The sequence below is a fragment of the Brevundimonas vesicularis genome (assembly GCF_032067225.1).
Classification (GTDB): domain Bacteria; phylum Pseudomonadota; class Alphaproteobacteria; order Caulobacterales; family Caulobacteraceae; genus Brevundimonas; species Brevundimonas vesicularis_F.
Genome location: NZ_DAMBJX010000027.1, coordinates 35,694 through 42,311 on the forward strand (window position 1 = coordinate 35,694; position 6,618 = coordinate 42,311).

The window sequence follows — 6,618 nt, forward strand, 5'->3', positions numbered from 1 at the left end:
CGCCCAGGATCATTGACAGGTGCGACATCGACTTGTCGCCTGGCGCGCGGACCTTTCCGGTCAGGGCGGATGCGCGGCGCGAAGTCAGTTGGGACGGCATGATCACCCGCTTCAGGCTGTATTGTGCGAAGGGCCGCGCGGGCGGCGCGAAAGACAGCTTTTGACAGCGGGTCAAAGGGGTGGCAAGGGACCGCCCCGAATTCAACCCGTTGAAAGCATCCAAACGTGGCCAATCCCGAACTGGGCGCCAAACAGGTCTGCCCCAACTGCCAGGCGAAGTTTTACGACCTGAACCGTCGCCCTGCACACTGCCCCAAATGCGGAACCGACTTCGATCCCGAAGAGGCGATGAAGCTGCGCAGCCGCCGCGCCCGTCCCGGCTATCCGTCCGACGATGAGGACACGGAAGACCAGGTCAAGGACAAGAAGGTCGACGGCGACGAGGACGAGGAAGACGACGTCAAGACGCCGGAAATCGACGAGGAAGGCCACGAGCCGATCCTGACCCCGGACGACGAGGACGAAGACTCTCCGGCCGACGCCTCGGAAGAAGCCGGCATGGGCTCTACCGACGGCGACGACGATCTGCTGGCCGACGACGATGACGACTCCGTGCCGTTCATCGAAGACGAAGACGACGACTCGATCGACGACGAGATCGCCAAGCCGTCGCGCGACGACGACTGATTTTCGGGCCTATCGCGCTTCGCGCTACATGAGCCCCGTCTTCTTCGGGGCTTGTGGATAGGCTCAGATTCTTGTTGCACCCGCCGCATTTCCCGTTAGGGAGACGCGGCGGGACAGCAGGCCTTTCATACCTTTCGGTTTGAAAAACCTGCGTATTTTCACCCTTGGGAACGCGGTGAAAATAAATCTCGAAACGGGCTTGATCGCAGAAAAGGCCTGACCTAGTTTCCGCCGCCTCGCCGGGGGCCATCGCAAGATGAACCGGGCGATCCAGACCGACAGGTCCGGGGCTTTAGCTCAGTTGGTAGAGCGCTTGCATGGCATGCAAGAGGTCAGCGGTTCGACTCCGCTAAGCTCCACCATCGTCACCTCCGAGCACCGCAAGGTGTTCGGAGGGACGGCCATCCTCTCCCACATTTTCGATCTGCAGAAATCGCCATTCGGCGCGCCACCAGGCGCCCGTCTCTCGTCCGATGACCGATGCGGCAGGCGGCTCGATCCGAACCTCCCGCCGCGATAGCCGCCGATCAGTTCTCGACTTCGGTCGATCCCTGGCGGAAATCTTCGGCCGGCACGAAGGCCGAGCCTTCTTCATCCAGCACCCAGACGCCGATCAGGGCGGGGTGATCCGGGGTGACGTCTTCGTCCAGCAGGTCGCCCTCATAGACGCCGACGTTGCTGTAATCGAAATCCAGCAGCAGCTGATCGGCCATGTCGATCATCTCGTCGGCCATGCGCCGTGCATAGCCCACCGCCTCGCTGGCGTCGGAAAAGTCGTCGGTCAGCGTGTTGACCTCTGCGGCCTCGCTACCCTGAACGGCGCTGGTGGTGACGATGGTGAATGCGGACATGGTGATCTTTCTTAAGTCTAAGGACTTCACCTAGCCCGTTTGGCCCCGCAACACGTCGAAATTCGGTTGCGCCATCGACGCTATCGATCGGCCCCGCCCCGGTCGTTGCGCTTCGTCGCGCGATAGACCTTCTGCAGGCCGCCCAGCCGCCGACGTTCCGCAGCCTTGGCGATCCGTTCCGCCTTATCCCCCGCCGCCGCCAGTTCCGACTTCAGCTTCTGGAAATGCGCCCAGCGCGATCCCTCCAGCGCGCCGTCCGCCAGGGCCGCTTGGACAGCGCATCCCGGCTCGCTCACATGGCCGCAGTTGGTGAAGCGGCACTCCTGCATCAGGTGTTCGATATCGTCGAAGACCGCTTCCACACCCTCTTCGGCGTCGATCAGGCCCACTTCGCGGATGCCGGGCGTGTCGATGATGAGACCGCCGCCGGGCAGCGGGATCAGCTGGCGATGGCTGGTTGTATGCCGTCCCTGGTCGTCGGATGCGCGGATCGCCTGGGTCGCCATCCGATCCTCGTTCAGGAAGGCGTTGACCAGGGTGGACTTGCCGACACCCGACGAGCCGATCAGGACACAGGTCTCGCCCGGCTTCACCTGAAGACGCAGCGCCTCCAGGCCGACGCCTTCGCGCGCCGAGACGGTCAGGACCAGGGTCTGCGTTTCCAGCGCCGCCACCTGAGCGGCCTCGGCTTGGGGGTCCGCGCTGAGATCCGACTTCGTCAGAACGAGAACAGGCCGCGCTCCGCTGTCCATCGCCGCAGCCAGGAAACGCTGTATCCGGCGCGGATTCAGATCCGCATTCATCGAGGTGACGACGAAGGCCACGTCGATATTGGCCGCCAGGATCTGGGTTCGACGCGCGCTGTCCGCCGCCCGCCGCACGAAGGCCGTGCGACGAGGCAGGACGGCATGGATGGTGGCGGCGCCGTCCTGAGCGTTCGGCGACAGCACCACCCAGTCGCCCACTGCAGGGGGCCCAGTCTCCTGGGCTTCGTGCCGCAGTCGGCCGGACGCTTTGGCCTGAAGCTCGCCCGCATCCGTGACGACCAGATAGCCGTTGCGATGCTGGAGGATGACGCGGCCCGGCGTGTGACCGGCATGGGCATGCGGCGCAAACGCCGTCGCCCAGACCTCGGACCATCCATACTGTTCGATCAAGTCAACGGCATCCCTGTCGCTCGCGCTCCTCAGCCGGCCTGTGCTGAACACTGTCCCAAAGCCTTGCCAGTCGGCGGGGCCGCGAACAAGCATGCTCGCCGTCCCAGCCCCTCGGGAACGAAATGCCGGTCGGCGGCGCTCCGCTATCGACACGATGTTCAGCGAGGAAAGAACGGCGATGAGCGAGATCAAGGAAGGCATGGAAGTCATCGGAGCCGACGGCGTGCACGTCGGCGTCGTGGACCGGGTGGAGAGCGACCGGATCAAGCTGACGCGCCGCGAGAACACCGGCGCCCATGCCGATCACCACCACTATATCGAGAACGGTTTCGTCGCCGGCGTCGAGGGCGACAAAGTACGCCTGTCGGCCAACGCCGATGTCGCCGTCACGCTTGAAGAAGAAGAATCCGGTCGCCCGGTCGATCTCTGACCGAACGGCTCCGCGTGCCTAAAGCAGCGTGGCGGCCAGATTGACCGTCAGCGCCAGGATAACGGCGTTGAAGAACCAGGCGATCAGGCTGTGAAACGTCGCCAGACCGCGCAGCTTGCGGCTGGAGATCTGCACGTCGGCCGTCTGGTTCGCCACGCCGATGATCAGGGCGAAGTGGAGAAAATCCCAGTAGTCCGCGTCATCCTCACCCGGAAAGATTAGCCCGCCCTGATCGCCCTTGCCGTCGTCACTCGGGGCGTAGAAGCCGTGGGCGTAATGCAGGGCGAAGATGATGTGCACGTACAGCCACGACAGGCCGACGGTGCACACTGAAAAGACCGCCTGCCCGACGGTCGGCTTGCCGTCGCTGGCCACCATGGCGAGGACGAGGACCACGACGCTGGCCACGGCCGCCGCCATGCTGAGCGGCAGGACCATAACGCCCGCCTGATCCAGTTCCGCCGCGCGGCGTCGCATCGCCTCCTGCGAACGCGCCCGGAATATCCTCGCAAAGGTGGCGACGAGAAAGGTGGCGACGCCTGCGTCCCAGCCGGCCGCCAGTCGCATTGGCCAGCCGACGCTGGCCGGCGCCAGCGCCGCGACAGCCGCCAGGACCAGAAGTCCGAGCCATAGCGACAAATGCAGACGGAACAGGCGCGCGACAGATCCCATGCCGCGAGATTGCGCATTCCTGGTCGCACGTCTAGCGACCGCGCGGCCTGCGGGGCGGCTACGACAAAATGGATTTCGTCCCATTGAGGGACACGTCTGTCGGCGACGTCATATAAGTGTCGCTTATCGTTTCGGGGGAAACGCGAATGCTGGTGTCGGTCGTGATCGGCGAGGCTCTTTATCTGGCGCATCGCTGTCGGCGGGCGCTGATCGCCTCGCCCGTGGTGCTGGTCGGTCTCTGGGCCGTGATGACCGTCATGCCGCACGCGTCGATCCGTCTGCCGAACTGACGAGAAGCTGTCGGCGGTCTTTTCAGGCGCCGGACCGAATCCGACGCCCCGGGCGTTGTCAGGTGTGAACCCGACGCCGAGGACGCCCTGACCGACTTTACGCCATCCCCCCAACGCGTCCGCGTCATCGACCTGGAGACGGCCGGATCCGGCCCTCAGGACGTGTGCGAGATCGGCTGGCAGGACGTGGTGCGCGACGGGGTCGGCCCATGGCGTCTGGATGCGACGCGCGGCGCTCGTTTCGTAAATCCCGGTCGGCCGATCTCACCCGACACCATGGCGATTCACCACATTCTGGGCGAGTGGGTTCAGGACGCCGGCTACTGGAAAGCCGTCGCGCCGCCCATCCTTCGCCCGGAGACGGGCGTGATCGCCCTGGCGGCTCACCGGGCCGGCTTCGAGCAGCGGTATTGCACCCCTGCCCTGTCAGGCGGCGCAAAGTGGATCTGCACCTGGAAATGCGCCCTGCGGCTGTGGCCCGACCTGCCGCGCTTCTCCAACCAGATGCTGCGCTATCTGCGCCGGCCCGAGGGTTTGGTGCATGAGCAGGGCCTGCCGGCGCATCGCGCCCTGCCCGACGCCTATGTCACCGCCCACCATCTGCGCGACATGCTGAACCAGACGACCGTCGAACAGCTTCTGGCCTGGAGCCGCGAACCGGGACTGCTGCCCCGCGTGCCCGCCGGCCCCGAGCGCGGCAAGGCGTGGAGCGCGGTGGATGCCGACCGGCTTCAGGTCTTGGCGTCGGGACGCGACATCGACATCGCCTTCACCGCCGCGACCGAGCTTCGCCGCCGCGGCCTGATGACGGACACGGTCGTCCCGACGTCGGATCAGGGACGCCTGCTCTAGCAAGCGAGCGCCAGCCAGGGTTGACGGCGACTGATCTGAAAAGAAAGGGAAATGGTGGACGCGACAGGGATTGAACCTGTGACCCCCTCGATGTCAACGAGGTGCTCTCCCGCTGAGCTACGCATCCGCCGTAGGGCTCCGAAAAACGTCTTCGGAGCGGGAAGAGCGGTCGTATAGCGGCGAGGCCGGTCGGCATCAAGCCGATTTAACGGCAAGAATGCGATTTCTCGCCGAACGTCGCTCAGCCCAGTCGCAGCGAAGGGTTCAAGCGGCGACCATCCGCTCGACCTCATTGACCAGATCGCGCAGGTGGACGGGCTTGGACAACACCTTGGCGTCTGGCGTGGCCTGGGCGGCCGTCAGGGCCACCGCGGCGAAGCCCGTGATGAACATGATGCGCAGGCCGGGCTGGCGCGCGGCGGCGACGCGGGCGACCTCGATCCCATCGGCGCCCGGCATGACGATGTCGGTCAGCAGCAGGTCGTAGGGGCCGTGTTCCAACGCGTCGATCGCGTCGTCGCCGTTCTCACAGTCGATCACCTGGTGGCCTGCCCGCTCCAGCGCGCGCGTCAGAAATCCGCGCAACGAACCGTCGTCTTCGGCCAGGAGAATACGCGCCATTCGAGAAACACCCTTGAAACAGACCGCAAACCTAGAGCCCGAACGGTAAACCGCCGATGAAATTCACCGCTCAGCCGACTTCCTTCCACAGCGAAACGCGCTAAGCGGGGGCATGACCGACGGCGGCGACAGCTTTTCGATCACCGCCCCTGCGGCGGACGCGCCCGCGACGGCGCTGGTCTTCGCCTCGCCCCACTCCGGCGACCTCTATCCCGACGACATGGGCGCCGCGCCGGGTCTGTCGCGCGCCAGCCTGAAAAGCGCCGAAGACGCCCTGGTCGGGCGCTTGGTCGCAGAGGGACCACGCAGAGGGGCCGCGCTGATCGTAGGGCGGATCGGCCGGGCCTATGTCGATCTGAACCGTGATCCCTCTGAGCTTGACCCGGCCTTGATCGAGGATCTGGAGGGGCCGGTGGGGGCCAAGACGGCCGCCGGTTATGGCGTGATTCCCCGATTGGCCGGCGACGGCACGCCGCTCTATGCGCGCCGGCTGACGCTGGCGGAGGCGAGACACCGCATCGCCAGGGTCCACGTCCCCTATCATCAGGCCCTGGGCGAACGGATGCAGGCGACGCGCGCGACGCACGGACGCGCGGTGCTGATCGACTGGCATTCGATGCCGGCGCGCGCCGTCGGGGCTGAGGTCGTGCTGGGCGACCGCTACGGCTCGGCCTGCAGCGCGCGGCTCAGCCGACGGCTACGCGACTTGTTCGAGGGGCTGGGTTGGCGCGTGGCGCAGAACCACCCCTACGCCGGCGGTTGGTCTACCCAGCGCTGGGGCCGACCGGACGAGGGCTATGAGGCTATCCAGATCGAACTGAGCCGCAGGCTGTACCTGGACGAGACGACGCTGGCCCCCAATGCGACCTACGCCAAGACGCATAAGGCCTTATCGCGCGTGATCGCCGCCCTGTGCGCAGACGACTTGTCGGCCTGACTGATCGCTGATCAGATCAAAAAAAAGCCGCACCCGAGGGTGCGGCATTAAAAGTCTATAGGGAGGAAACGCCCAGGAAGGGCAAGACGCCCGGAGGCGTCAGAGGTCAACTTAGGTTGCG

10 protein-coding genes and 2 tRNA genes are annotated in these 6,618 nt (G+C 65.5%); 6 read left to right on the plus strand and 6 right to left on the minus strand.

Annotation, left to right across the window (positions count from 1 at the left end; genetic code table 11):
• On the minus strand, positions 1 to 103 hold a 103-nt coding region (locus RT123_RS08850; protein ID WP_409514900.1), incomplete at its 3' end, for a hypothetical protein.
• A gap of 122 nt (positions 104 to 225) precedes the next feature.
• Here RT123_RS08850 and RT123_RS08855 point away from each other — a divergent pair.
• Positions 226 to 687 (plus strand): TIGR02300 family protein, encoded by a 462-nt coding sequence (locus RT123_RS08855; protein ID WP_055752793.1) that lies wholly within the window; start codon positions 226 to 228, stop codon positions 685 to 687.
• A 286-nt stretch (positions 688 to 973) separates the two neighbouring features.
• Positions 974 to 1,049 (plus strand) — tRNA-Ala (locus tag RT123_RS08860).
• Between the two features lie 165 nt (positions 1,050 to 1,214).
• Here RT123_RS08860 and RT123_RS08865 read toward each other — a convergent pair.
• Positions 1,215 to 1,538 carry a hypothetical protein gene (locus tag RT123_RS08865; protein ID WP_313008786.1) on the minus strand — a complete coding sequence of 108 codons (324 nt, stop codon included), beginning with the start codon at positions 1,536 to 1,538 and terminating at the stop codon, positions 1,215 to 1,217.
• A gap of 80 nt (positions 1,539 to 1,618) precedes the next feature.
• Complete coding sequence (rsgA, locus tag RT123_RS08870; protein ID WP_313008787.1) at positions 1,619 to 2,695, minus strand: ribosome small subunit-dependent GTPase A; 1,077 nt, start codon at positions 2,693 to 2,695, stop codon at positions 1,619 to 1,621.
• Positions 2,696 to 2,873: 178 nt separating this feature from the next.
• Between rsgA and RT123_RS08875 the strand changes: the two genes are divergently transcribed.
• On the plus strand, positions 2,874 to 3,125 hold the full coding sequence (locus RT123_RS08875) for a DUF2171 domain-containing protein (RefSeq protein ID WP_055805252.1): 252 nt from the start codon (positions 2,874 to 2,876) through the stop codon (positions 3,123 to 3,125).
• An 18-nt stretch (positions 3,126 to 3,143) separates the two neighbouring features.
• Here the strand turns inward: RT123_RS08875 and RT123_RS08880 are convergent, their stop codons facing one another.
• Positions 3,144 to 3,797 (minus strand): DUF1345 domain-containing protein, encoded by a 654-nt coding sequence (locus RT123_RS08880; protein ID WP_313008788.1) that lies wholly within the window; start codon positions 3,795 to 3,797, stop codon positions 3,144 to 3,146.
• Positions 3,798 to 3,943: 146 nt separating this feature from the next.
• On the opposite strand from RT123_RS08880, the gene RT123_RS08885 reads away from it, so the two are divergent.
• Positions 3,944 to 4,087 (plus strand): hypothetical protein, encoded by a 144-nt coding sequence (locus tag RT123_RS08885; RefSeq protein WP_313008789.1) that lies wholly within the window; start codon positions 3,944 to 3,946, stop codon positions 4,085 to 4,087.
• 162 nt (positions 4,088 to 4,249) lie between these two features.
• The gene (locus RT123_RS08890; RefSeq protein ID WP_313008790.1) at positions 4,250 to 4,939 is read left to right on the plus strand and encodes a DNA polymerase III subunit epsilon; all 690 of its coding nucleotides are present in this window, start codon (positions 4,250 to 4,252) and stop codon (positions 4,937 to 4,939) included.
• Positions 4,940 to 4,991: 52 nt separating this feature from the next.
• On the opposite strand, the gene RT123_RS08895 is transcribed toward RT123_RS08890, so the two are convergent.
• Positions 4,992 to 5,066, minus strand: a tRNA-Val gene (locus tag RT123_RS08895).
• A 137-nt stretch (positions 5,067 to 5,203) separates the two neighbouring features.
• Positions 5,204 to 5,560: a cell cycle two-component system response regulator CpdR gene (gene cpdR / locus RT123_RS08900; RefSeq protein ID WP_017506825.1), complete on the minus strand. Its 357-nt coding sequence runs from the start codon at positions 5,558 to 5,560 to the stop codon at positions 5,204 to 5,206.
• Between the two features lie 112 nt (positions 5,561 to 5,672).
• On the opposite strand from cpdR, the gene RT123_RS08905 reads away from it, so the two are divergent.
• Positions 5,673 to 6,497, plus strand: coding sequence for an N-formylglutamate amidohydrolase (locus tag RT123_RS08905; protein ID WP_313008791.1), 825 nt, complete (start codon positions 5,673 to 5,675; stop codon positions 6,495 to 6,497).
• Positions 6,498 to 6,618: the final 121 nt, after the last annotated feature.

Excerpts from the sequence above, each read along its gene's own strand:
- RT123_RS08865 (WP_313008786.1), bottom strand. The coding sequence starts at position 1,538 with ATGTCCGCATTCACCATCGTCACCACCAGCGCCGTTCAGGGTAGCGAG.
- RT123_RS08875 (WP_055805252.1), top strand. The coding sequence starts at position 2,874 with ATGAGCGAGATCAAGGAAGGCATGGAAGTCATCGGAGCCGACGGCGTG.
- RT123_RS08880 (WP_313008788.1), bottom strand. The coding sequence starts at position 3,797 with ATGGGATCTGTCGCGCGCCTGTTCCGTCTGCATTTGTCGCTATGGCTC.
- RT123_RS08885 (WP_313008789.1), top strand. The coding sequence starts at position 3,944 with ATGCTGGTGTCGGTCGTGATCGGCGAGGCTCTTTATCTGGCGCATCGC.
- cpdR (WP_017506825.1), bottom strand. The coding sequence starts at position 5,560 with ATGGCGCGTATTCTCCTGGCCGAAGACGACGGTTCGTTGCGCGGATTT.
- RT123_RS08905 (WP_313008791.1), top strand. The coding sequence starts at position 5,673 with ATGACCGACGGCGGCGACAGCTTTTCGATCACCGCCCCTGCGGCGGAC.